The sequence below is a fragment of the Nonomuraea sp. NPDC049400 genome (assembly GCF_044466425.1).
GTDB lineage: Bacteria > Actinomycetota > Actinomycetes > Streptosporangiales > Streptosporangiaceae > Nonomuraea.
Genome location: NZ_JBITMP010000047.1, coordinates 43,696 through 66,223, shown reverse-complemented (window position 1 = coordinate 66,223; position 22,528 = coordinate 43,696). Strand labels below are relative to the sequence as shown.

26 protein-coding genes and 3 pseudogenes are annotated in these 22,528 nt (G+C 68.9%); 14 read left to right on the top strand and 15 right to left on the bottom strand.

The features are described 5' to 3' along the window. Positions 1 to 293: 293 nt before the first annotated feature. A complete protein-coding gene (locus tag ACIBVN_RS46585; protein WP_397146857.1) occupies positions 294 to 983 on the bottom strand; it encodes a hypothetical protein in 690 nt (229 codons plus the stop codon). On the opposite strand from ACIBVN_RS46585, the gene ACIBVN_RS46580 reads away from it, so the two are divergent. Further along, positions 976 to 1,137 (top strand): hypothetical protein, encoded by a 162-nt coding sequence (locus ACIBVN_RS46580; protein WP_397146855.1) that lies wholly within the window; start codon positions 976 to 978, stop codon positions 1,135 to 1,137. The genes ACIBVN_RS46585 and ACIBVN_RS46580 overlap by 8 nt on opposite strands. Positions 1,138 to 1,738: 601 nt before the next feature. Here the strand turns inward: ACIBVN_RS46580 and ACIBVN_RS46575 are convergent. After that, positions 1,739 to 2,308 (bottom strand): TetR/AcrR family transcriptional regulator, encoded by a 570-nt coding sequence (locus ACIBVN_RS46575; protein ID WP_397146853.1) that lies wholly within the window; start codon positions 2,306 to 2,308, stop codon positions 1,739 to 1,741. Between the two features lie 79 nt (positions 2,309 to 2,387). Here ACIBVN_RS46575 and ACIBVN_RS46570 point away from each other — a divergent pair, with 79 nt between their 5' ends. Then, on the top strand, positions 2,388 to 3,821 hold the full coding sequence (locus ACIBVN_RS46570) for a DHA2 family efflux MFS transporter permease subunit (RefSeq protein WP_397146851.1): 1,434 nt from the start codon (positions 2,388 to 2,390) through the stop codon (positions 3,819 to 3,821). Here ACIBVN_RS46570 and ACIBVN_RS46565 read toward each other — a convergent pair. The 4 genes and pseudogenes from ACIBVN_RS46565 to ACIBVN_RS46550 all read right to left on the bottom strand — a co-directional run bounded on the left by ACIBVN_RS46565 (position 3,775) and on the right by ACIBVN_RS46550 (position 7,125). After that, entirely contained in the window at positions 3,775 to 4,221 is a 447-nt protein-coding gene (locus ACIBVN_RS46565) for an SDR family NAD(P)-dependent oxidoreductase (protein ID WP_397146850.1), read from the bottom strand. The two genes, ACIBVN_RS46570 and ACIBVN_RS46565, sit on opposite strands and share 47 nt — an antisense overlap. A 97-nt stretch (positions 4,222 to 4,318) precedes the next feature. Beyond that, positions 4,319 to 4,579, bottom strand: a pseudogene (locus ACIBVN_RS46560) (hypothetical protein); the annotation flags it as partial. Positions 4,580 to 4,783: 204 nt separating this feature from the next. After that, the gene (locus ACIBVN_RS46555; RefSeq protein WP_397146848.1) at positions 4,784 to 5,917 is read right to left on the bottom strand and encodes a winged helix DNA-binding domain-containing protein; all 1,134 of its coding nucleotides are present in this window, start codon (positions 5,915 to 5,917) and stop codon (positions 4,784 to 4,786) included. 77 nt (positions 5,918 to 5,994) lie between these two features. Continuing rightward, a complete protein-coding gene (locus tag ACIBVN_RS46550) occupies positions 5,995 to 7,125 on the bottom strand; it encodes an epoxide hydrolase family protein (RefSeq protein WP_397146847.1) in 1,131 nt (376 codons plus the stop codon). A 62-nt stretch (positions 7,126 to 7,187) separates the two neighbouring features. Here ACIBVN_RS46550 and ACIBVN_RS46545 point away from each other — a divergent pair. Continuing rightward, a pseudogene (locus tag ACIBVN_RS46545) lies at positions 7,188 to 7,358 on the top strand (helix-turn-helix domain-containing protein); the annotation flags it as partial. Here ACIBVN_RS46545 and ACIBVN_RS46540 read toward each other — a convergent pair. Then, positions 7,331 to 7,564, bottom strand: coding sequence for a DUF4158 domain-containing protein (locus ACIBVN_RS46540; protein WP_397146899.1), 234 nt, complete (start codon positions 7,562 to 7,564; stop codon positions 7,331 to 7,333). The pseudogene ACIBVN_RS46545 and the gene ACIBVN_RS46540 overlap by 28 nt on opposite strands. A gap of 299 nt (positions 7,565 to 7,863) precedes the next feature. Here ACIBVN_RS46540 and ACIBVN_RS46535 point away from each other — a divergent pair, with 299 nt between their 5' ends. From ACIBVN_RS46535 to ACIBVN_RS46525, 3 genes are all read left to right on the top strand, one after another. Beyond that, complete coding sequence (locus tag ACIBVN_RS46535) at positions 7,864 to 8,418, top strand: hypothetical protein (protein WP_397146845.1); 555 nt, start codon at positions 7,864 to 7,866, stop codon at positions 8,416 to 8,418. 160 nt (positions 8,419 to 8,578) lie between these two features. Then, the gene (locus ACIBVN_RS46530; RefSeq protein ID WP_397146843.1) at positions 8,579 to 8,992 is read left to right on the top strand and encodes a hypothetical protein; all 414 of its coding nucleotides are present in this window, start codon (positions 8,579 to 8,581) and stop codon (positions 8,990 to 8,992) included. A 760-nt stretch (positions 8,993 to 9,752) separates the two neighbouring features. Next, the gene (locus tag ACIBVN_RS46525; RefSeq protein ID WP_397146841.1) at positions 9,753 to 10,088 is read left to right on the top strand and encodes a hypothetical protein; all 336 of its coding nucleotides are present in this window, start codon (positions 9,753 to 9,755) and stop codon (positions 10,086 to 10,088) included. A 377-nt stretch (positions 10,089 to 10,465) separates the two neighbouring features. On the opposite strand, the pseudogene ACIBVN_RS46520 reads toward ACIBVN_RS46525, so the two are convergent. Together ACIBVN_RS46520 and ACIBVN_RS46515 are read right to left on the bottom strand one after the other, a co-directional pair. Further along, positions 10,466 to 10,519 (bottom strand): annotated as a pseudogene (locus ACIBVN_RS46520) (hypothetical protein); the annotation flags it as partial. A 10-nt stretch (positions 10,520 to 10,529) separates the two neighbouring features. Beyond that, on the bottom strand, positions 10,530 to 11,258 hold the full coding sequence (locus ACIBVN_RS46515; RefSeq protein WP_397146909.1) for a hypothetical protein: 729 nt from the start codon (positions 11,256 to 11,258) through the stop codon (positions 10,530 to 10,532). Between the two features lie 241 nt (positions 11,259 to 11,499). Between ACIBVN_RS46515 and ACIBVN_RS46510 the strand changes: the two genes are divergently transcribed. Then, positions 11,500 to 11,982, top strand: coding sequence for a hypothetical protein (locus tag ACIBVN_RS46510; RefSeq protein WP_397146839.1), 483 nt, complete (start codon positions 11,500 to 11,502; stop codon positions 11,980 to 11,982). Positions 11,983 to 11,999: 17 nt separating this feature from the next. Here ACIBVN_RS46510 and ACIBVN_RS46505 read toward each other — a convergent pair whose 3' ends face one another. After that, a complete protein-coding gene (locus ACIBVN_RS46505) occupies positions 12,000 to 12,545 on the bottom strand; it encodes a hypothetical protein (RefSeq protein ID WP_397146837.1) in 546 nt (181 codons plus the stop codon). Beyond that, positions 12,542 to 13,003 (bottom strand): winged helix-turn-helix transcriptional regulator, encoded by a 462-nt coding sequence (locus ACIBVN_RS46500; protein WP_397146835.1) that lies wholly within the window; start codon positions 13,001 to 13,003, stop codon positions 12,542 to 12,544. Before ACIBVN_RS46500 ends, ACIBVN_RS46505 begins: the two co-directional genes overlap by 4 nt. 64 nt (positions 13,004 to 13,067) lie before the next feature. Here ACIBVN_RS46500 and ACIBVN_RS46495 point away from each other — a divergent pair, with 64 nt between their 5' ends. Next, positions 13,068 to 13,718: a DsbA family oxidoreductase gene (locus ACIBVN_RS46495; protein WP_397146833.1), complete on the top strand. Its 651-nt coding sequence runs from the start codon at positions 13,068 to 13,070 to the stop codon at positions 13,716 to 13,718. Positions 13,719 to 13,785: 67 nt separating this feature from the next. Next, a complete protein-coding gene (locus tag ACIBVN_RS46490) occupies positions 13,786 to 15,354 on the top strand; it encodes an MFS transporter (RefSeq protein ID WP_397146831.1) in 1,569 nt (522 codons plus the stop codon). 1 nt (position 15,355) lies between these two features. Here ACIBVN_RS46490 and ACIBVN_RS46485 read toward each other — a convergent pair whose 3' ends face one another. Both ACIBVN_RS46485 and ACIBVN_RS46480 read right to left on the bottom strand, forming a co-directional pair. After that, entirely contained in the window at positions 15,356 to 15,676 is a 321-nt protein-coding gene (locus ACIBVN_RS46485; protein ID WP_397146830.1) for a transposase, read from the bottom strand. Between the two features lie 137 nt (positions 15,677 to 15,813). Beyond that, positions 15,814 to 16,347, bottom strand: coding sequence for a hypothetical protein (locus ACIBVN_RS46480; RefSeq protein ID WP_397146828.1), 534 nt, complete (start codon positions 16,345 to 16,347; stop codon positions 15,814 to 15,816). Positions 16,348 to 16,545: 198 nt separating this feature from the next. Here ACIBVN_RS46480 and ACIBVN_RS46475 point away from each other — a divergent pair, with 198 nt between their 5' ends. The 4 genes from ACIBVN_RS46475 to ACIBVN_RS46460 all read left to right on the top strand — a co-directional run bounded on the left by ACIBVN_RS46475 (position 16,546) and on the right by ACIBVN_RS46460 (position 19,381). Further along, positions 16,546 to 17,613: an ArsR/SmtB family transcription factor gene (locus ACIBVN_RS46475; RefSeq protein WP_397146827.1), complete on the top strand. Its 1,068-nt coding sequence runs from the start codon at positions 16,546 to 16,548 to the stop codon at positions 17,611 to 17,613. 21 nt (positions 17,614 to 17,634) lie between these two features. Beyond that, positions 17,635 to 18,114 (top strand): DNA glycosylase AlkZ-like family protein, encoded by a 480-nt coding sequence (locus ACIBVN_RS46470; protein WP_397146825.1) that lies wholly within the window; start codon positions 17,635 to 17,637, stop codon positions 18,112 to 18,114. Between the two features lie 209 nt (positions 18,115 to 18,323). Beyond that, positions 18,324 to 19,115, top strand: coding sequence for a DUF4158 domain-containing protein (locus tag ACIBVN_RS46465; RefSeq protein ID WP_397146824.1), 792 nt, complete (start codon positions 18,324 to 18,326; stop codon positions 19,113 to 19,115). 14 nt (positions 19,116 to 19,129) lie between these two features. After that, positions 19,130 to 19,381 carry a Tn3 family transposase gene (locus ACIBVN_RS46460; RefSeq protein ID WP_397146822.1) on the top strand — a complete coding sequence of 84 codons (252 nt, stop codon included), beginning with the start codon at positions 19,130 to 19,132 and terminating at the stop codon, positions 19,379 to 19,381. A gap of 100 nt (positions 19,382 to 19,481) precedes the next feature. Here ACIBVN_RS46460 and ACIBVN_RS46455 read toward each other — a convergent pair whose 3' ends face one another. Beyond that, positions 19,482 to 20,066, bottom strand: coding sequence for a DinB family protein (locus tag ACIBVN_RS46455; RefSeq protein ID WP_397146820.1), 585 nt, complete (start codon positions 20,064 to 20,066; stop codon positions 19,482 to 19,484). A gap of 420 nt (positions 20,067 to 20,486) precedes the next feature. On the opposite strand from ACIBVN_RS46455, the gene ACIBVN_RS46450 reads away from it, so the two are divergent. Then, positions 20,487 to 21,413, top strand: coding sequence for a recombinase family protein (locus tag ACIBVN_RS46450; RefSeq protein WP_397146818.1), 927 nt, complete (start codon positions 20,487 to 20,489; stop codon positions 21,411 to 21,413). Positions 21,414 to 21,505: 92 nt separating this feature from the next. Here the strand turns inward: ACIBVN_RS46450 and ACIBVN_RS46445 are convergent, their stop codons facing one another. Further along, the gene (locus ACIBVN_RS46445; RefSeq protein WP_397146817.1) at positions 21,506 to 22,471 is read right to left on the bottom strand and encodes a helix-turn-helix transcriptional regulator; all 966 of its coding nucleotides are present in this window, start codon (positions 22,469 to 22,471) and stop codon (positions 21,506 to 21,508) included. Positions 22,472 to 22,528: the final 57 nt, after the last annotated feature.

The window sequence follows — 22,528 nt, the reverse complement described above, 5'->3', positions numbered from 1 at the left end:
TGATTCAAGCGTGTGTGCCACAGCCGCGACAACAGCTTTACCGTCATCCGCGCCAACCTCGGCTTCGCCGCGGTGATGACCCGCCAGACCAAGATCAAAGCTAATCGTTGGTTTCTTGCTGAAAGCTACGGGCGGGCCGAACGGGTTCGGCAGGAGGTGGGCTGCAGCAGGCCGCGTCGACCTCCCTGGTCAGAGTGTCGGCGTCAGCTATGACCACGCACACTTTCCAGGATCGGCGCCGTCCTCGGCGCGGATGGGAGCGCGCCGGTTGTCCAGGTCGATGTCCTGGAGGGTCAGGGGAAGGTCATCGCGGCCTCGGCGCCGACCACGGCCATCGGCAGCACGAGCACGACGACGGCGGCGGCGAGCAGCCGCGGCGTCCGCCCGGTTCCAGGCGTCGCGGCGCCCGGGCCGGGCGCGGCGAGCTCGTGCGCGGTGCGCGCCGCCCACACGACGATCAGCCCGTCGAGCGCGTGCACCGCGAGCGACAGGCCGTCGAACGTCACCCGTCCGGCCTGGAGCAGCGAGTAGAGCTGCGGGAGGAGGAGGGCGGTCCAGCCGATGGCGACCGTGACGGCGCTGAACCGCCCGTCGCGTCCCTGCCCGGCAATGATCATCGCCTTGCAGCCGAGGGTCGCCATCGGCACCAGGAGCAACGCCGTCGGCAGCAGGACCTCGGCGAACGGCCGCAGCGCCGCGGCCAGGACCCCGGTCAGGCCGAGCCCGAGGGCGATGATCCGGAACCGGGCCGATACCCCGGCCAGGGCCCGCACCAGCAGGAACATGGTGGCGGCCCACACTGCCCAGCTCGCGGCGTACTTCGCGACGTCGGACACGTCGTCGAGGAGTTCCCAGAGCAGCAAGTCGCCGGCCACGTCCGCGTAGAGCAGGCGCCGCAGCCACACCACATCACGCGGCAGCGCCCCGGCGCGCGGCGAGGTCGGGCCGCGCAGGATCTGCCACAGCGCCCACGCGTTGAGCACGCCGATCGCCGCGGGCAGGAGCCGGGCCCCGTCGTCCTACGGCCAGAAACCCGCCGTCGTACCCGGCGGCGACGGCGGCGGCAGTCAGGTAGAGCGCGACGGCGACGGCGGCCGGACGCCCGAAGCGGTAGCTGGCGACGGCGGCCCGGAGTAAGGCTACGATGCGGATGATCTTATTGGACCGGCAGGGCCGCCCGGGCCGGTCGGCCGGGACCCAGTTGGAACAGGACGGCGGCCACCCGTCGGTGCAACAACGCATCCGAGTACTGCGACAACATCACGACGCCGACGGCGGGATACGTGGCCCGAACGCGGTGCGCGGCCTTGTGCACGTGGCTGAACAGCCCATCCCCGCGCCCTGTCGCTCGCGCTTCTGCGATCTGGGCATCCACGTCTGCGTCCTGCGGTCCCCGACGCAACATGATGTGAAGATCAGCTGACATGCCTCACGTGACAGAAGGGGTCATCGCGCTCTGACCTGCGGGAAGAGACCGTCAACCAGGGTAACGATGGAGGGCGGATCATCGCGGCGGGCTCACGGCAGCTGCCCGTTCTCGTCCATGAACGCCGCCAGAGCGGTATCGCCAGAGCTGAGCCGGTGGCCAGGTCACGGACGGCGGCGATGGCCGCCTGGCCGCCGTCGCGCTGGCGCTCGGCGAGTTCGACCAGGCCGAACAGCTGTACGGCGCGGCCCTCGAGGTGGCGGTCGAGGTGGGCGACCGCGCAGAGCGGTCACACACCCGCGCCGGACTGGATCAGGCGAGCAACCGGTCGACCAACCCGTCGAGGTAGTCAGGGGTGAGCGGGCCCGCGCCGAACAGGACGCGCATGTAGATCGGCGCCAGGAGATGGTCCAGCACCCCCAGTGCGTCGGGCGGGTCCTCGCCGCGGTCGCGGGCGCGGTCGAGCATGGCCTGCAACTGCCTGCGCCGGTCAGCCAGGAGCTCGTCGCGCGCCCGAAGGCCCTGTTGACCCTCGCCTGACAGCGCGATGGTCAGTCGCACCAGCGCCAGGCCGTCGGGTCCGGTGACCTCGCGGGCCACGATGGCGGCGTAGGCGCGCAGGTCGCCGGCCAGGCTGCCGGTGTCAGGCATCGGCGCCTGCGCGTTGAGCCGGGTCAGCAGCACATCGCTGAGCAGGGCTTCGAGGTTGCCCCACCGGCGGTAGAGGCTGGTGTCGGCCACGCCCGCGCGGGCCGCGACCTCGCCGACGGTGAAGTTTCCGTAGCCGCGCTCGCTGACCAGGTCGGTAACGGCCTGGTGCACCGCCGCGCGGACCCGGGCGCTGCGCCCGCCGGGCCGCCTGGCCCGCCCCTGCTCATCCATATCTCCACCTTAACGCAGTCGCGACTTGCGTTAGAGTCTCTCTTAACGCAGTCATTGACTGCTTTTAGGAGGGATTTGCGTGAAAGCGTTGCTCACTCTGACCTGCGCAGGTCAGTTCATGGTGCTGCTCGACAACACGATCGTCGGCGCCGCCCTGCCCGACATGCAGCAGCGGCTCCACACCGGGCTGACCGGCCTGCAGTGGATCGTCGACGCCTACGTGCTGCTGGTGGCCATGCTGCTGCTGTCGGGCGGCGTCTTCGCCGACCGGTTCGGCCGCAGGCGGGTGTTCCTGGCCGGGGTGGTGGTGTTCACGGCCGCGTCGGTGGTGTGTTCGCTCGCGCCCTCGATCGGCTGGCTGATCGCGGGGCGGGTGCTGCAGGGCGTCGGGGCCGCGGCGCTGAGCCCCGCCTCGCTAGCGCTGCTCGCCGCCGCGTATCCCGCCCCGAGGGAGCGTGTCAGAGCGATCGGGTTGTGGGCCGGGTTCAGCGGCATCGGCCTGGCCGCCGGACCGCTGGCGGGCGGGATCCTGGTGGAGGCCTTCGGCTGGCCCGCCATCTTCCTGGTCAACGTGCCCATCGGGGCGGTCCTGCTGCTGGCCGGGCTGCGCGTGCTGGGGGAGTCCCGCAACCCGAGCGCGCCGCCGATCGACGTCCCCGGCACGGTCCTGTCCGCCGCGGGCGTGGGCGCTGTGACCTACGGCCTGATCGAGGGCGGTTCCCGAGGCTGGACCTCGCCGGTGATCCTGGGCAGCTTCGCCGCCGGACTGGTGCTCCTGGCCGCGTTCGTCGTGGTCGAGGGTCGTGTGTCGACGCCGATGCTGCCGCTGCGGCTGTTCCGTCAGCGGCTGTTCACGGTGTCCAACACGGCGATGGTCGTGGTCGGGTTCGCGCTGATGGGGTCGTCGTTCTTCTTCTCCCAGTTCTTCGTCCACGTCCAGGGCACTTCGATCCTGGTCGCCGGGCTGCGGACCCTGCCCACCTCGCTGGCCATGGTGATCGTCAGCCCGTACGCGGGCCGGTTCGCGGCCAGGTACGGCTTCCGCGTCGTCGTCGGCATCGGCCTGGCGCTGGCCGGGCTGGGGCTGCTGGCGCTGGGCTTCGTCCAGGCCGATACCGGCTACGGGAACGTGTGGTGGCGGCTGGCGGTCGTCGGCATCGGGTTCGCCCTGACCATGTCGCCGCTGACCGGGGCCGCCATCCAGGCGGTCAGCCCGCAGGAGGGCGGCCTCGCCTCGGGCGTCAGCAGCACCACCCGGCAGATCGGCGCGGTGCTCGGCGTGGCGGTCCTCGGGGCGATCGTCCATACGCGGGAGTCCGGCGGCGCCTCCTTCGAATCCGGCCTCAACAGCGCCTTCCTCGCGGCGGGTGCCGTGACGCTGGCCTGCGCCGTATTCACCGGCCTGTGGCTGACCGCGGCCCGGACGCCGAGGGGCGTCCGGGCCGAACAGTCAGGAGGCCAGGCAGTCAGTGAGCCGCCGCTGACAGCTCCTCCCAGTCGGCCCACGTCTTGAGCCGTTCGGCGTGGGCCTGCTGGGTCATCCGCAGCCCTTCGGTGCCGACGAACACCCGCAGCGGCGGGTCGTCGGAGTCTGCCACCTCGAGCAGCGCCCCGGCCGGGTCCCCGACGTTGAGCCCCTGTGCGAACTTCACGAAACTCTCGCGCACCCCGTCATGGAGCGGGTCGGCCGCGGAGTTGACGGCCCCGGCGGTGCTGTCGGTGGCGTAGAAGCTGGACTCGACCACCGTCACCTTGATGCCGAAGCCGGCGACCTCCTGCGCGAGGGAGTCGCTCAGGACCTCCAGCGCGAACCTGGAGGCGTGATACCCGCCGCCAAGCGGCAAAGCGACCTGACCGCCGGTGGAGGAGATCTGGATGATGTGCCCGCTGCCCTGCTCGCGCCACGGGCTCAACGCTCACGTCCGTGTCTTCCGCCTGGTCCTGTTCGTCGTGGTCGCGCAGCATGCGCAAGACGGTGGCGAGTTCGGGCCGCCTCGTGGCGCGGGTGGAGATCTTCTCGGAGAAGATCCGGGTCACCCCGGCGGCCTTGAGGGAGTCGAGCTGAGTGTCCAGCGACTGTCGCAGCGTCGAGGCGCGAGCATAGCCGATCTTGGCGTGTCCGGATGACTGGGTGCCGGCGGCAGCGCGGAGCAGTCCGTCCAGGCCGAGCCCGGTTTGCGCAGTGCCGGGGTCGGCGCGTTGAGCGCCTTGGCCAGGGCGGGCACGAGCCGTCGTCGTGCACTCCGAGATCGTTTCATGGGTGCGTTTCACCCGTCCAAGGGTTTGCACCGACCTATGAAACAGCGGAAGTCCAGCATACTTTCGGCCGGGGCGGCTGTTTCATAGGCGAACGCCTATGAAACAGCTCTCTGGGTTTAAGGGCAGCCACCGAACCCCCCTTGCGATGTGCCCTGGACGCGGCGGAGCAAGCCATGGCAAGGGGGGCGAGTTCCGAGGCAGCGAGGACTCCTCCGGCTACCGGCTGCTGGGATCACTATGGTCTCGGTGACCTGGGGCGGTGAAGCGGATCTCGTGTGACGCTTTGGCAGCGAGGAAGTCCAGCAGGCCACCGCCCTCGACGGTCAACGCGTCGCGGTCGCGCGCGGACAGCGGTGCGAACGGGTGCACGGTCAGTGTCGCCGTGTCGTGTGCAGTGGCGAACGTCCAAGTCGCTGCCGTGAAGCCGTCGAGGAGCACCAGGCGAGGGACGGGTCCGTGCGGTTTGAAGTTCTGCCGGCGGAGGCCGTCGGTGATCACCCTGGAGCGGTCGTGGTGTGACAGCAGCAGGTTGTCGAAGTCGTACAGGAACCGGGCGGGCGCACTGACCTGCGGATCGGGCCGGGGCGCGTCGGGCAGGTCGAACAGTTCCGCGCCGTTCTCGTCCGCGAACGTGACCAGGCGGGGCCGGAGCCGGTCGAGCACCTCCGCCAGCCGGGTCAGGCCGCACCAGGTCTGCACGTCGCGTACGGTCGCCGGGCCGAACGCGGCCAGGTAGCGCAGGACCATCTGGTCGATCGTGTGGTCGGCGCGCAGCGGCGCGCCTGCCCACGACTCGAGAGGCGCGTGGACGGTCCGGCCGCCGGCGCCCCACACCCCGCGTGGCGGGGTCTGTACGACCGGCAGGAGGTTGCGCACCGCGTAGGCCAGGCTCGCCGGGTTGCGGTCCGGCCACCGCTGAGCCAGCAGCCGACCGAGCTCGCCCGGCGTGCGGGGCCGCTCGTCGAGCAGCTCCCGGCCCGCGGCCACCACCTGGCCGGTGTCCAGCCCGCGCATCGCCCGGCCGTGCGTGTGGTTGGCGAACAGGTCGCGGTCCAGCACCGGCTGCACGAGCGGACGCAGCGCGAGCGCGTCGGCCGTGCCGACGAGGTGGATCGTCGAGCGCATGAGGGCGATCCGCACGGCCCGGCGCTGGGTGAGCAGCGCCGCGACATCCTCTGGCCGGCACGCGGCGAGCCGGCTCCACAGTCCCACGTACCAGGTATGCGGGGTCTGCGCCTGTAGGCCCACCAGGTGATCAATGGCCTGCAGCGGGGTGAGGTCGGCGCGGCGCAGGAGCAATTGCCGATCGAGGGTGGCGCGGTTGAGGGCGCGGCGGGTCAGGATCTGCATGACGGTACTCCTGGAAGTTCAATTCAGGGGTGCGCGCGGCAGGGTGCCCGCCGCACGTACCACCCGGTCGGCACGGTTCAGCGCAGCTGGCGGAAGAAGCCGCGGATGTCGTCGACCAGCAGGTCGGGTACGTCGTGCGCGGCGAAGTGGCTGCCCGTGTCGTAGGCGTTCCAGGACAGGATGTTCTTGTGGTCGCGTTCGGCGAACGGGCGGATCGACTGGAAGTCCCAGGCGAAGTTCGCCAGCCCGAGCGGCACGGTGGTGGGTTCGGCCGGCTTGTCGGTGGCGTGGAAGTCCTCGTAGTACAGGCGCGCGGCCGACGCGGCGGTGTTGGTCAGCCAGTAGATCATGGTGTTGGTCAGCACATAGTCCGCATCGAGGTTCGGGCCGAGCAACTGCACGTTCCAGCCCAGCTGCCCCACCGGCGAGTCGGCCAGCGCATGAGCCAGCGTCTGCGGCGCGGTGGATTGCAGCTTGTCGTAGGCGCCGCTGTTGTCCGTCCACCACTGCAGGAACTGGACCTTCTTCCGGTCCTCCTCCGACAGGCCGGCCAGCTCGGCCGGGTCGCCGGAGGGGAAGGAGAAGATCTGGGTGACGTGCACGCCGATGACGTGCCCGGGATCGCAGCGACCGACCTCGGGCGAGATCTCCGAGCCGCAGTCGTTGCCGTGCGCGCCGTACCGCTCGTACCCGAGGCGGCACATCAGCTCGGCCCACGCCCTGGCGATCCGGTACCGGTTCCAGCCCCGCTCGGCGGTGGGACCGGAGAAGCCGAAACCGGGGATGGACGGGATCACCAGGTGGAAGGCGTCGGCCGGGTCGCCGTCATGGGCGCGCGGATCGCTCAGCGGGCCGATCACATCCAGGAACTCCACGACGGTGGTCGGCCAGCCGTGCGTGAGCAGCAGCGGCGTGGCGTCCGGCTCGGGCGAGCGCACGTGCAGGAAGTGCACGTTCTGCCCGTCGATGCCCGTCGTGAACTGCGGGTACGAGTTGAGCTTCGCCTCCCACGCGCGCCAGTCGTAGCCGTCGCGCCACCGCTGCACCAGACTCTGCACGTATGGCAGCGGCACGCCGTAGTCGTTGCCGGCGCCGGGCAGTTCGTCGGTCCAGCGGACCCGGGCCAGGCGCTCGGTCAGGTCGTCCAGGTCGGCCTGCGGGATATCGATACGGAAATCACGGATCTCGGCCGTGTCGATCTCGGTCATGGCGTCGACCCTGCCGGATCATTAGGACGATAGCGCTCCTAATGGTCGGGCATGCTTGACGAATGTTGGACACCTCGGCCCGCCTCCTGCGGCTGCTCTCCCTCCTGCAAACCCCGCGCGAGTGGACCGGCACCGAACTCGCCGAGCGCCTCGGGGTGAGCGGGCGGACCGTGCGTACCGACGTGGAGCGCCTGCGCACCCTCGGCTACCCGGTGCTGGCCACCCGCGGTTCCGCCCTGTGGGCTTTGCTGGTCCGCCCGTCCCACTCGTACAACGCCAGATCGGAGGCCGGGACCTTCACGGCGGCGGCGACATACTCGACCGCCTCGTCCGGCAGCTCGCCACGCCCGCGCGGGAACCGCCCATGGAGCTGGTGAAACTTCAGCATCAGTGCGAAGGCCAGCTTCGTCGGCCCTCGACGCCCTGCCAGGAGCTCCATCTCCTCATCCAGGAGCGTCCAGTGACCGACCAGTTCGTCTTCGTCGAGGACACGCGCCATCGCACTCGGACTCTCTCAGGGGGGTCGACCGGTCCAGGTCAGCCACCACCAACCCCCGAGATTCGGACCAATACTTACCGCACGTGATCCGATACGTCCGGGAACCGTGAAAGATCCGCGAGAACCTCCGCAAACGGCTTACTGACCAGGGCGAACGCGCTCGAATGTACTTGGTGACAGCTTCGTTAACGACAGGCCAGGACACGGCAGCCGACCCGCCCCGCGACGACGTTGACCCGGTGGCCGCGCTGATCGGCGCCTGCCACCGCTTCGCCACCCATGTCGACTTGCTGGCCGACCGGCTCGGCGCGGTAGACCTGAGCGCCGACGACGCCGAGCGCGTCAACGACGCGATCATGCGCGCCTTCACTGTGACCGCGCTGGCCAGCTCACTGACTGTTGGCCTGCAACGGGAGGCCAACGAAGCCGAGTGCCCGCATTTCAACGTGCTCACCGATGCGGAGTGGGCGCGCCTGTCAGCTGATGAGATGGCAGCGCACGATCGCAACGCCACCTACCTGTGTGCACTGCAGCCCGGCCACCCGGGCCCGCACGTGTCGCTGGCTCAATCGTTCGGGGAACGCGATGTCTGGCTCCGCTGGGCCGTCGGCGTTCGGGAACTGGGCGACCTCGCGCCCTGCCCGTCCAGTGCTGGCCCTGCCGACGATCCGGAGCTTTGCCACTTGTTCGACGGTCATCCCGGCGAGCACGCCTTCGACCCGGGCGCTCCCGCCTTCAGCCGCGAGGCTTCGCCGGAGATGCTGCGCAGGATGGACGACCTGCTCGCCGAGTAGGGGTCATGGTCATATCCGGCCAGCAATTCCCGCTACCGACCATCGACGCAGGCCAGCAGCTTCCGAGAAGACCGTATTCCCGGAAGCTCTCGACGCAAGGACTTCCGAGAACGAGGCCCAGAGCGCGGCGAATCCCACGTCTACGCCCGGCGAGGTCGCCATGTGCCGGGTCCTGGCCGATCCGGACGGGGACCTCGCCGACTTGCGGAAAGAGACCAGCCTCTACCCCTCAGCGCTGGGTGCCGCACTCGTCGAGGGGCTGTGGGAGGCAGACTTCGCCGTACAACTGGCGCGTTATGGGGCGGCCGGCACCGATCCCGCTTACGCGGCCGGATGTCTGTTCCGGGCCGTAGGCGTCGCCTGTCAGGCGCTACATGGGCACGAAGGGCAGTGGCTGATCAACGAGAAGGGCATGGTCGCCTCGGCGGGATGGCTCTGCACGTCTCCGCGGGACTTCGCCGTTCGAGCTCAGCGTCTACTTGGTGACATCGGCGAGTCGACGCGGCAGATCGAGGCAACCGTTGCCGACGCAGCCGCCCTGATAGAAGAGGTGAAGACGGTCGTAGGCCGCTAACCCCCACAGCACCCGCGGCCAACGCCAGCAAGCACGCCCATGTGCTGCGACAAGCGGGGCTGACACCAGCACCCGCCAGGCCAACCTGATGCTGCACCAGGCGACCACGCTCGGCACCGAGCTCGTTCGCGCTCAGCCGTCGACTGCACCCAGGTGCACGGCCGTGACCTCGGTGTTTTCCTCCCGGTCGAAACACGCAGACACGATGCGTCCCCAACCGGTGAACTGTTACTGCACTCCCCCGCGAAGGGGATCATCTCGTGATCACAAGGGGAACCGTTCATGCACCAACGAGGCAAGCGGTTCGTCGCGCTCGGGCTGCTCATCGCCGGACTGTCCGTTCTTGCCCCGGGACCGCCACTGCCGCGACCGTCTGGCCGCACGAGGGCGGGGTCGCACCGCTCGAGACCGTCTGGCCGACCAACGGCGGGTGACGCCGTGACGCCGGATCGTGTGGCCGTGGTGACCACCACGGTCACCGGCACCGGCGCTGCCAACGGCGTCGAAGGACTTTGCGTCCATCGACGTGCTGGCGCACGGGAGGCGCACTAGATCAGGCGGCCTGTGGCGAGATGGGCCGTCGTCTGTTCCGCGCCTGTCTGGCGGTTTTCCTGGTCAGGCGGCACCTCACATGGCTGACCTGCCTGAAGACTCCTAGATATCTGTCAGGCAAGTACGCGCCAACCTTACTTAACGCACATTTACGACTACCAAAGTCACTCCAGATAACGATCTCCTCCGGGGGGAAAGGGAATCCGTCATGAGGATCGTCAGCATCGCGGCGACCGCGGCGGCCGGTGCCGTCATCGCCACTGCCGTCTTGGGGGGCGCGGGAACCGCGTCCGCTGCTACCGCGTCCGCGCCCGCAGAGCACTCGGCGGCCGCTCTTCAGCTCACGAACGGTCGCGCCGTCGCTACAACGAGTCAGGCCGTGTCGAGCAAGGCAAAGTGGCGTTACGTTGACTGGTACTGGTGGAGGAGCACGTGCACAAAGGCGGGGAAGGCTGGCATCAAGAAGGGTAAGTGGAAGAAGTATCACTGCGAGTACATGGGCCTCATGGCCAGCACCACTTACTACCTGTATGTCAAGGGCTGACATCTGATCCAACGACCTCTGACCACCAAGTTGCTGGTCAGAGGTCGTTCGTGTCTCAAAGCCGGTCCAGATCGGCCGGGACAAGCCGTGCCCAGGCTCTGGGAACACGTGGCCGCCGTGGTGGTCGACGGAACCCGCTCGGGCCCCGACGAGGCGGCGTCCTTTTCCCGAGCGCGACCCCATGGCGGACCACGTCGTGAGGGCACTGCCCGCGAACGCCGGCGACATCGATGCCCACCACCCCACCGCCCGGGCGTGCGTCACAACTCATCGAGGTAGGCCAGGACGCGCGGGGCGGGGTGGCGGTCCAGGCTGTGCCGTGAGCGGTCATAGACGCGGGTGGTGCGGGGGTCGGCGTGACCCATGGCGTCCTGGACGTCGCGCAGCGCGGCGCCGGCGTCGAGGGCGAGGGCGGCGAAGGTGTGGCGCAGGCCGTAGGGCTTAGGTCTTGTTGCGTCGGCGTAGTTCGCGTTGTGCCTGTGCGCGGGCGCAGGAGCGAGAGCAGTACTTGATGCCCTCGGTGCGGTGCTGACCGTACTGGGCGCGGTCGCGTTGCCGAACGAAGGGGCGTCCGCACGGCTCGTTGGCGCAGTGCCGGATGATCGCTTCTTCGGCCATGTGGTTGTACATCTGCAGGAATGCGACTGAGTAGATGGTTGGGTTCCGCTCAGTAAGGCCGCCGATGCCAACGCTGAAGCGGCTCAGCGCGCCCTTCATCGCAGACTTGATCTCCGCAAGGCGCAGGTCGATGAGTATGGCCCGCAGGTGTTCCAGCGAGTGGGGCCAGGGGGGTTCGCCTGGCCCCGGAGGATTGTCGGCTTGGGTTTGGGCCAAACACTCTTCGGTCACCTCTGGCTCGACCAGCTCTTCCAGGCCGCCCTTGCGTTTGCAGGCCAGCCAGGTGTGGATGGCTCGTTGTGCCAGGTCAACGTGCAAGCTGATGAGATCGCGGTGGATTCCGGCGCGATTGGGCCATCCGGGCGGTTCTTGGTTGGCGAGGGTTATGACGCGCTCCTCCTCGTCCGGCTCGACGGCATGGAGGTCGAGGTCCTTCAGGTCGAGGTTGAACAGCGGCCCGTAGACACGCATGAGTTCGGCGGTGGCCTCAAGATCCCCTGAAGGTAGCTCCAGCAACTCACGCAGGTAGAAGTCAGGTGGAAGTTCCACCATCTGGATGGGCTCGCTCCAGGACACATGCTTGCCGGGCTGCCAAGTGATCCAGTCACCGTCGATGTCTACCCCGGGCCATGGCCTCAACGGAGGCGGCGGGACTACAGTCCCCGGCCATAGCGTGGGACGAAAGCGTGCATCAATGTATGACGCCATAGCGGGCATGATAGTCGTTGAGGGAGTAGTACGAAAGAGCGGAGCTATGTACTACTCGCGATTGGCCCAGCCCGAGAGGACCGCTGTGACTTCCCCCTGGCAGCAGCGCTACGACATCGGCATTCAGCACGAGCAATACGTCGTGAACGAACTCAGCAGACGCGGCTGGGAGGTGACCCCCGCGGGGCAGGGCACCTTTCCCGAGGCCCTCCGCCAGGCACTGAGCCGAACGAACTCGGCTTTGCGCTATTTCCCCGACATGCTCGCCACCCGCGCCGGCGACATAGTGGCCATCGATGCCAAGACCCGCATGCCCGCCAGTCACACGCAGCGCTACGCCATTTCCCGCCCCTGCCTGGACGCCGGGTTACGGTTCGTCGCCCTCTACCAGCCCATTCCCCTCTACTACGTCTTTGGCGACCTGGGCGTCACCACCCCCGCCGAAGTGATCGCCTACCGCCCTATCGCCCAGCCCCATCCCAGCGGCGCCTACTACTTGATCCAGCAGCACCGAACCCACCCCTTCGACGAAGTATTCGGACATCTGCTGGCCATCACCGCAGCGTAAGATCTCCCTCGCCTGGGTCAGCCCGTGGGCACCAGCTGGGTCGCGAAGCCGTTATCCCAGCTCGGCGCCAGCTCCCCGGCGCCGCGCCCGGCGCTTGGTCTTGATACCCCGAGTGGTGATCTCGTTCCAGAAGTCGTCCCCATGGTCGCCAAAGACATGACCCCAGAGAGGCTTTCCTGCTGTGGCCTGTGCAGGGCCGGCCGAGAGGCACGGTACGAGAACCGCCGCGCCGGAGGGGGCCGTCTTGCGCGAGGCGCCGACTGCACGCTTGGCCAGTAGATCTTGTTGATGTGGTTCATCTCGCTGGTTTCGAGGTGGACCAGGTCATTGCTGAGGTTGCGTGCGTGGCGGCCGACAGGCTGCCTGCGGCGGTAGAGCAGGGCGGCGAGCGGGAACGTGGTGTCAATGGTGTCGATGTAGGTGTTCCACCTGTCCGCCATGACCAGCAAGCCGCTGGTGAGGTAGGCGTCGGCGACGTGGCGGCAGATGTCGGTGACGATGGCACCGCACAGCCGGTCGCGGACGGCGAGGTCGGGCAGGGTGAGCGTGAGGTTGGCGTTCACGCTGGCGGCGCGCTGGAGGAACAGGCAGCCCTCTTGGGGGGCGTCCCTGGCAGGTCCGGTTCGCGCAGGAGCGCGTCATGCCGGTGCTGAGCGGCGATGACGTCGGCGGTGTGTGATGCGATCCAGGACAGCAACGTCTGGAGGGACGCGGCGAGTCCATCGCCGAGGGGCGTCAGGGAGTAAGAGACCTTGGGAGGTACGGAGGGTTCGACCTCGCGATGCACTAGGCCGTCGCGGACGAGGTCGCGCAGGTTCTGCGACAGCATCTTCTCGCTGATCCCTCCGATGCGATCACGCAGGAGGTAGAAGCGCAGGGGCCCGTCGCGTAGCGCGGCCAGGATCAGCATGCCCCAGCGACTGGTCACGTGGGTGAACACGGTTCGGCCGGGACAGTCGCTGTTGAATACGTCACTCATCGGGTCAGGCACGACGCGCGGTTCCTGGTCTCCTACCTCCATGGCCTGGAGCTTACTTCCAGGTACGTCCTTACCCAAAGTAAGCCCACTTCCTAGAGTGTCGCCCATGCCTGACATCACGGTCGATATCTGGTTCGACTTCGTATGCCCTTGGTGCCACCTCGGCAAGCGCCGCTGGGAGACCGCGCTAGCCAGGTTCGAGCACCGCGACGCCGTACACGTATGCTGGCGCAGCTTCGAGCTCGATCCCCACGGCTCCCGCGAGGCGCGGCTGACCATCCCGCAACGCATGCGGCAGGACCTGGGCCTGTCGGCCGCGCAAGCGGCCGAAGGGGTGGCAGCGCTCACCGCGCTCGCGGCCGACCTGGGCCTGACGTACCGCCTGGACCAGGCCCGCCCGGTCAACAGCTTCGACGCGCACCGCTTGCTGCACGCGGCCATCGACCGCGGCCTCGGCGATCAGGTCGGAGAGCGGCTGCTGCGGGCCTACACGGGCGAGGGCGCCCACCTCGCCGATAACGCGACTTTGGCCACTCTGGCGGAGGAGGTCGGCTTCCCCGCCGAGTCGGCCCAGGCGCTGCTGCGTGGCCACGACTATGCCGACGCCGTACGCGCCGACGAAGACGAGGCGCGCCGCCGCGGCGTGAACGGGGTGCCGTCCTTCGTCATCGCCGGCCGGCGGATCATTGCGGGCGCCCAGCCCCCGGACATCCTCCGTGAAGAACTCCGCCTGGCCTGGCGCCGAGCAACCGGATGACACGCCCCGCGCTGCGGCCCATCCGCATGCCGGACGGCCACCACGATCCAACGTGAAGGAGATCTCCATGCGTTCCGATGCCACCGCGCGGGCAGGCTGGCGACAGTGGGCGGGCCTTGCCGTCCTTGTTCTCTCCGCCATGCTCGTGATGATCGATATGAGCGTGCTGCACCTGGCCGTACCGCGCCTGAGTGCCGATCTCGACCCCAGCGCCTCCCAACTGCTGTGGATCACCGACATTTACGGCTTCCTCATCGCCGGCGCGCTGATCCCCATGGGCGCTCTGGGCGACCGCGTCGGCCGACGGCGAGTCCTGCTGATCGGCGCGGCCATGTTCGGAGCCGCCTCCGTGCTGGCCGCCTACGCCCCCACCGCCGAGACACTGATCGCCGCCCGCGCGCTGCTCGGTCTCGCCGGGGCGGCGCTGGGCCCCTCCACTCTCTCGCTGATCAGCGTCATGTTCCACGACCCGCGGCAACGCACGACCGCCATCACCATCTGGATGGCCGGCTTCATGGCCGGCGGAGCCGTGGGCCCGCTGGTGGGCGGCGTGATGCTGGAGTACTTCTGGTGGGGATCGGTGTTCCTGGCGGCAGTGCCGGTCATGGTGCTGCTGGTGGCGCTCGGACCGGTCCTGTTGCCTGAGTACCGCGATCCGCAGCCCGCCCGGCTGGATCTGCCGAGCGCGGTGATGTCGCTGATGGCGGCGCTGGCGGTGGTGTACGGCATCAAGGAGATGGCCAAGGACGGCTTCGCCTGGGTACCCACGGCCGCCATCGTCCTCGGACTGGCCGTCGGCGTGCTGTTCGTCCGCCGACAGCGGCGGCTCACCCAACCGCTGCTGGACCTGTCGCTGTTCTCCAACCGGAGCTTCACCGTTTCCCTGAGCACGCTGACCATCACCGTGATCTTCATGTTGGGCACCCAGTTCCTCATGGCCCAGTACATGCAGATGGTGCTGGGCCTGTCCCCGCTCACAGCAGGCCTGTGGGGACTTCCTCTGGTCATCGCGGGCACCGTGGCGATCTTCGTCGCGTCGGCGCTGGCGGGGAAGATCCACCGTGCTCACATCTTCGGAGCCGGACTGGTCATCGCCGCGGCCGGGTTCGCCGTGCTCACCCAAGCCGACGCCTCAGCCGGGCTACCGGTCGTCGTGACCGGTTCCGTCCTACTGTTCGCCGGCCTCATGCCGGTGTCGGGACTGGGCATCGACATGATCGTCAGCGCCGCTCCACCCCGGCAGGCCGGATCGGCGGCAGCCGTCGGGGAGACCACCCAAGAGCTGGGCGGCGCCCTTGGCATCGCCCTGATCGGCAGCCTGGTCAACGCGGTCTACCACAGCCGCATGACAACCGTGGTCCCCGACCACCTCCCAGCAGCCGCGGACACACTCCCAGCAGCCCTGGCCGCAGCCCAACTCCTTCCCGAGCACCTCGGCAACGAACTCGTCACCCACGCCCGGAACGCGTTCGCCGACGGTCTGCAACTGAGCGCCGCCATCGCCATCCCCGTCCTGCTCGGGCTGGCCTGCCTGACCGTGCTTCTCCTGCGGCACGTGGGCCGTGATGCCCACCCACAAGATGATGAGTACCAGCCGATGGAGACCTCTTCGCCGCAAGCACCACCCGCCCGCTGACCTACGCCCTGAGCATCATGCTGGCTCGTATGAAAGCTGTCGCTCGCTTGAGGATGTCGACGTCCTCGCGCAGCCGCCGGTTCTCCCGCCGCAACGCCTCCAGCTCCTGCCGCTCGCTGCTGGTCAGCCCGTCCCGCTGACCGGCGTCGACCTCCGCCTGGCGGATCCATTGGCGCACTGCGGTCTCGGTCAGGTCGAAGTCCTTGGCCACCTGACCGACCGAGCGGTCACCGCGCTGGCACAGCTCAACGATCTCGGCTTTGAACTCCGGCGTGAACGAGCGGCGAGGGCGCGGCTTCTTCTTCCCCATGCTCTCCATCATGGACATCCTTCCGGGGACAAACCCCTGATCTCGGATGTCCGTCAAACCGGATCAAGTCCAACCTGAGACAGACATCGAGACCGCCGCCCGGGGCGAACTCCGGGCGGCGGTCTCGATGTCGTACGGCGTCGGATGGCTCAGCCGCGCCAGAGGTGGATCACCTTGGTGTTGTCGTTCAGCGCGCCGATATTGCGAACCGGCAGCGCGTGGTACTCGTAGTACCCGCCCTCGCTCGTGAGCTTCGACCAGGTGCAGCTGTTGTGGCCGATGACCGATGAGAGTGCGTAGGCGTACTTGCCGTCCAGGATGAAGGTATAGCCCTCGTGGTCACACGGACCGTACTGGCCGTAGAGGTCCACCATCAGGTCGCCGTAGTCCTGATGGCGGTACAGCGACGCCAGCTTGGTGTCCGCCGCGATCGATACACCACCCTCGACTCCAGCCTTGCGATGCGCATCGGCCGCGGAGACTGTCGAGCACTCCTTCGAGAGCACCTTGGAGACCCCGTTGGCATCTGGTTCCTTACTCAAAATCACCGCGCAGTATTCGCCCTTCTCGACGGCAGCCGCCGCGGCCGGAGTCAGGAACGCTCCGACGACGACGACGGCGGTCGCGAGGGTGGTTAATGCCGCCCGAACGTTGAGATACCTGGTGCGGATTCGGTTGCGCATGCTCAGGTGAACCTTTCATTCCGTGGGCCGGCATCAGGTCGAGCCGTCCCTTCTGCGGAAAGTCGTCCCGCTCACTGTCGCAGGAAGAAATCACGCGCCGCGAGACTTGTAAGTCCTGGCTTAACCGTGCCGCTCAGGGCCTTGTGTGATCGCTTGGCGGCATGCTGTGACGGCGCTGCCGACGCGTATGGGGGGCGGATGCACAGGATCCACTTCACGGCCGACGACCTGGCGCGGGTGCGGGTGGCGCCGACGTTGGGCCCCATGGCCGAGACCCTGTTCAGCCTGTACACGCTGCGCGGGCGGGCAGAGGAGACGATGTTCGGTGGGTGGCGGCGTCGTGTGCGGGGAGCCCTTGACTCGCGGTTCGCGGTCCTGGCCGCTATCACGCCCGCGCGGCTGCCAAGCTTTGACATGGCCTTCCTCGCCGGGCAGGGCCGCGACCTGGCCGAGAGCGCCGAGACCTTCCTGGCCAGCCCCCGGCAGGCCGTGCGGGCGGAGCTGGACTTCTACGCCGGCCATCACGGGCGAGTGCCGGCCGCGCTGGCCGGGATCGTCGAGAGCCTCGACGTCCGGCGGGAGGTGTTGTCCACGGTGGACGCGTACCACCATGCCGCTGTCGGCCCGCATTGGGGGCGCATTCGCGCGCACCTCGACGCCGAGCGCGCCCAGCGCGGCACGATCCTGCTCGACCGCGGTGTCGACGGTCTGCTGTCCAGCCTGCACCCGAGCATCCGGTGGATACCGCCGACCCTCCACATCAATGCCGGCGACCAGTTCGACGCCGACTTCACCCTCGATGGGCGGGGGCTACTGCTGGTGTCGTCGTTCTTCCTGCGCTTCCCGTTGGTGATGTACGAGCCGGGCGATCCCGCCGACTGCATCCTGTTCTACCCTGCCGTGCTCGGCGTCGACCACGCCGTGGGCATCTGGACGGGCGGCCCGTCGAGGCGGGCGCTGGCCAACCTCCTCGGGCGTACCCGCGCGTCGGTGCTCACCGCCATCGCCGACGGCGTGACCACCACCGGCGCCCTGGCCCGGCGCATGGACATCTCCTCGGCGGCCATCAGCCAACACACCGCCGTGCTACGCGAGGCAGGCCTGATCACCACACGCCGGCATCACGGCAGCGTCCTGCACCACCCCACCCAGACCGGCCTGACCCTCCTCGACCAGCACGACACTCCCCGCCTGACTGCCCTGACACCCCCGGTGCAGCCCCTGGCCACCGACCCGCCGAGCTCGGTGCACCCCCGGGGCGGGTGACGACGGCCAGCCGCGCCGGCATTGGCGGGATGCCGATCGGTGGCTTGGTGGCTCGGCGGCACCAAGTCCGCAGTCCGCACCGCGCTGGACGACATCGGCGCGCAGCGGGTGTCCCTGGAGGACGGCTCGGTCGGGTGGCTGCGCGAGGACGATCTAGCCCCGGTCGTCGCCGCCGAGCCGTGGGTCGCGCTCCTGCCGTTGCTCGATCCGACCGTGATGGGCTGGAAGGCACGCGCCTTCTACCTCGGTGCGCACGCACCCCAGTTATTCGACAGTGCGGGCAACGCCGGGACTACCGCCTGGGTCGACGGACGCGTCGTCGGTGCATGGGTGCAGGATCCCGGCGGTGTGGTCGAGCTGCGCCTGCTTGATGACGATGTCTCCCCGCAGGCCCGCGAGGCGTTGGCGGCCGAAGCACGGCGGCTCAGTGCGTGGCTCGACGGCCAGCGGGTGTTCGCCGTCTACCCCTCACCGGCCATGCAGCCCGGCGCCGGGCGTTGACGCAAAGGGGCCGCGGGTGGGCCGGGGGCCCGGGGCGGCGCGTGTTTCCTCCGTGTCCGCTGCTCCGGGTCGGCACCGGCCTCGGGGAACATCGGTACAGCGGTTAACGCCAAGCCGGTGATCATGGCGTCTAGCACAGGTGACAGGCCCGGCGGCGGGGTTCGGCGGAAGATCCCTTATCAGGGTCGGGCGCCGATAGCTTCACGCTCATGCCAGTGGAGTTCCTGACCGACGAACAAGCGGCGTCGTACGGCAAGTTCAACGAGGAGCCGACCCGGCCGGAGCTGGAGCGGTTCTTCTTCCTGGACGACGAGGACCGCAAGCTGATCGCGAAGCGGCGCGGGGACCACAGTCGGCTCGGTCTCGCCCTTCAGATGTGCACTGTGCGCTATATCGGCCGGCTCCTCCCGGACGACCCGCTGGACGTGCCGTGGGTCGTGGTCGAGCACCTGGCCGCGCAGCTCGGCATCGCGGACGTCTCGTGCGTGAAGCGGTACACCGAGCGCAAGCCGACGGCGTACGAGCACGCGTGGGAGATCCGGGACGCCTACGAGTACCACGAGTACGAGGATGCGGAGTGGTCGCGTCGGTTCCGCACGTTCCTGCACGGGCGGGCGTGGACGCACGCCGAGGGGCCGGTGGCACTGTTCAACCAGGCGGTGGGCTGGCTGCGCGGTCGCGGGGGCCGCGCGGCGGGCGGACCCGGCGCTGCCCGGCGACATGGTGGCGACGCTGAAGACGCCGGAGGGCTCCCGGTTCTCGGAGCTGGAGCGGCTGCGCCGGCCGCCGACGCGGACGACGGGCACCGCGTTCGCCCGCGCGCTGGAGCGGGTGGACGAGATCGGCGCGTACCGGCTCGGTCGGCTGAAGCTGTCGCAGATCCCGCCGAACCGGATGGCGGCGCTGGCCCGGTACGCGCTGGGGTCGAAGGCGCCGCTGCTGGAACGGGCGCCGGAACCGGAGCGCACGGCGATGCTCACCGCGGTGATGCGGCACCTTGAGGCCAAGGCGATCGATGAGGCCCTGGACCGTGCTCTGGACGACCCGTTACATCGACGCCGCCGTCGCCCAGCTCCAGGCCGAGGGCCACGAGATCCGCGAGATCCGCGAGGAGGACATCACCCGGCTCTCCCCGCTCAAGCACCGCAACCTGAACCTGCTCGGCCGCTACAGCTTCACCGCCTCGACCCCGGCCTCCGGCGCCCTGCGCCCGCTGCGCGACCCGGACGCGCCCGAGCTGGACGAGGACGACGAAGGCGTGGACTGAACGCCCACATCGGGTGACGCGGGCATATCAGGTGGCCGGGGTGCTCGGAAATCGCAAGCGCCGATAGGAGAGCTGATGTCAGGCTGCCTGGTATGTCTAACTAAGGCGTGATTGGTGCGGCCGTCCTGGCGGCCTGCTCGATCTTCGCGCAGTAGGCTGCACGGGCTTCCTCGTCGATCTGCTTCTCGTGTTCGGCGCGCAACCCGGTCCGGCCGTCGAGGCCCTCGCGCAGGATATCGGCGTGCCCGGCATGCCGGATGGACTCGCCGAGGACATGGACCATGACGGCGAACAGGTTCGTGTCGGCATAAGGCTCCGGCCACCACGGCACGTGGCCGGGGGCGTCGAGGGGAAGCTCGTTGATCGTGGCGTCCGAGTGTTCCCAGGTGCGCCGGTAGAACCCGATGATCTGATCGCGGGTCTCGTCCTCGGTCGCCCACAGATCGCTGCCGTTGGAGTCCTGCCACCGGGGCAGCGGTTCCGGGGAAGGGCGGTCGAAGACCTCGCCGAAGTACCTGGCCTCGACGGTGGCCACGTGTTTGACCAGGCCGAGGAGGTTGGTCCCGGTCGCTGTCAAAGGTCGGCGGGCGTCGTATTCGGACAAGCCGTCGAGTTTCCAGAGCAGCACCTTGCGGTCCCGCCGCAGTCTCCCGTGCAGGTTGTCTTTCGCGAATTCATCGATCATGCGGCATGAGCCTGCCACGGGCTGCTCGTGGTCTCAACACCCCGTACATGATGCGCAACGACTGGCAGAGCCGAGGCCTGGCCATGGCCGTCGTTGTTCACGCTCACGGACAGCACTGCCTCGGGGCGAAGAGCAGGCGCCGTCGCCGGCCTCTGGCGGCCGCGAGCGCGTAGGGCCGAACGGGGTGGCGGGAAACGGGCAGGCTGGACACCCTCACCAGGGTTCAACCCCTGCAACCGAGGATCGAAGCCTGCTCGCCTGTCGCCAAACAATCGGTTGACGACAGGCGAGCGACGCGTCCAATGAACCCGTGCAATCCGGGGGTTCGCGGCGGCGCGAATCCAATCAGATCCGATGGCGATTGCTGACAGGGTTTGATGACAGACAGGGGTCCGATCCTCCGTACGGAAGGGGCCCCCGGTGGCGAACCTGGTCTACAAGCGGGTCTCGACCGACCAGCAGTCGACCTCCCGGCAGAACCTCGTCCTGGACGAGGCCGGGATCGAGGACCCGGTCGTCTTCGAGGAGGACCCGGGAACCTCCAGCCGCCTCCACCCCCTTCAGCGCCCGAAGTTCCGCGAACTGCTCACCTACGCGCGGCCGGGCGACACCGTGCACATCTCCGAGATGTTCCGCCCCGTACGCGGCACCGGGCACATCCTCGACGTGCTCGACGTCCTCCACCGCGAGCAGGTGGCGCTGCGCATCCACGACGGCGCGTTCTCCGCGATGGACCTCACCGCACGCCAACCGCGCACCGGGGAGCTGCTGTCCACCGTGAAGTTCATGGTGCAGACCCTCGCCGCCGCCGGCGAACTCCAGCGCGAACTCCAGCGCGAGCTGACCTACGACGGACTGCGAGCCGCCGAGGTCAAGGGCAGCAAGGGCGGGCGCCGCCCCGCCGTGGCGGCCGAGAAGACCGACGACGTCCGCACCGCGTACCTGGAGGGCCGCTCGATCGCTGCCCTCGCCCGCGACCACGGCGTCAGCCGCGGCGCGATCCGCACGGCGGTCGCCGACCTCATGCCCGACCACAACGCCATCTCACAGGAGGACACCCCCGCTCCGGAGCTGCCGGTCACCCTCGACATGCCGGGCAAGGTCGCGGACTTCCTCCGCGCGTCCCACCTGGAGCCCGCCGAGCGGGCCGCGCTCGACCAAGGGGTGACCGTACGGCGCGGCCAGGGCTACAGCCTGCGCATCACGGCCGTGCCAGGGGTCCACCGCCAGCTACTCGCCCGCTGCCAACCGCTCGACGGCGGCCAGGGTGTCCCTACCGTCCCTGCCCGGCGCAAAGCCCGGCGCGAGTACGAGAACCGCGTCACCGGCCTCGGAGTTCCGGACTGAACAAGATCACCGGCTTGGCGTTAACCGCTGTACCGATGTTCCCCGGGGCCGGGCACCGCCCGGTTCTGCGCCCCTGAATACCGTTGCGCGGGTCACGGGGGCTCTTGGGTGCCGGCGGTGAGGCGTCGTCCCCAGGTGCGCATGTAGGCGATGGCTTCCGGTGGGCCGTGGACCACAACGGGGGCCTCGAGCGCTCCGATGCAGAAGGTGGCCCAGTCCAGGGAGTCGGTGGCGATCTCCACCCGGCACGAGGTGTCGTCGATGGGTTCCACCGTCCCGTAGTGCGCGATCTCCTCCCGCACCCTTTCGGCGGGGGCCCCGACCGTGGCGCGGACGGGATACCTGGCGGGCATCGCCCTGATCCGGGCGCGCACGTACTCGACGGGATCATCGGCGGGCAGGGGGCGGGGGGCGAACGTCGTGCCGGTGCGGCTCGCATCACCGATGCGGTCGACGCGGAAGGTGCGCCAGTCGGCCCGGTCGAGGTCCCAGGCGATGAGGTACAGGCGGTTCTCGACGCGGACGATGTGGTGCGGGTGGACTGTCCTGGCCGCGGTATGACCGGTGCGGGTGCGGTAAGCGAACTCCACCGTCTCGGTGTCGCGGCAGGCCAGGGCGAGGGTCGTCAACGAGGCGACATCGGTGATGTCCACGCGTGCCTCGGGGTTTCGCGCCGGGACGGCGACGGCGCGGAGGCTGTCGATGCGGCGTCGGATCCGCACGGGAAGCACTTGGACGATCTTGGCCATGGCGCTCAGCGCGGCGTCGGCTGACGTCGGGGAGGGGCCGGAGGTGATCTCTTGGAGCCCCATGACGATGGCGGCGGCCTCGTCCTCGCTGAGTACCAGGGGCGGGAGCGAGGCGCCGGGGCTGAGTTGGTAGCCGCCGCCGGTGCCCCGTGTGGCGGTGATCGGATACCCGAGCTCCTGGAGGCTGTCGATGTCGCGGCGGAGCGTGCGCTGGCTGACGCTGAGGCGGCGCGCGAGCTCGTGGCTGGGCCAATGGCGCCGGTTCTGCAGCAGTCCGAGGAGTTCGAGGACGCGGGTGCCGGTCGACATGAGCCCACTCTAGGCCCCACTTGTGGACATATAGCGGCCACAAGCCCAGTGATGATG